This is a genomic window from Psychrobacter sp. GW64-MNA-CIBAN-0177 (assembly GCF_040309585.1).
In the GTDB taxonomy this organism is placed as follows: Bacteria; Pseudomonadota; Gammaproteobacteria; order Pseudomonadales; family Moraxellaceae; genus Psychrobacter; species Psychrobacter okhotskensis.
In genome coordinates, this window is the sequence record NZ_JBEOOY010000342.1 from 1 (window position 1) to 262 (window position 262).

Genomic DNA, 262 nt, shown 5'->3' on the forward strand with positions numbered 1-262 from the left:
GTGCGTGACGACGGGCCGGTGCCCGCCGGATTCGATGAAGCGCCGCCCGCGACGGCGCCGCCGCATCACGCGCGACGGGCGCAGCATTACGGATTCGCGCTGCCGCCGTATTGCTTGAAACCTTCGCGCGTCGCGAGACGTTCGATATAGCGCGACACCGCCGGCAATTCGGGATGCTCGAACGGCGTGCCGAACCAGCGGTTCACCGACAGGCCGATCGGGATATCCGCGAGCGTGAAGGTGTTGCCGGCCACGTACGCGC

The 262-nt window shown here is 68.3% G+C and carries 1 pseudogene; it reads right to left on the reverse strand.

Annotated features, from left to right (window positions below):
- Positions 1-86 precede the first annotated feature (86 nt).
- Positions 87-262 (reverse strand): annotated as a pseudogene (locus tag AAEY79_RS15365) (glutathione S-transferase); the annotation flags it as partial.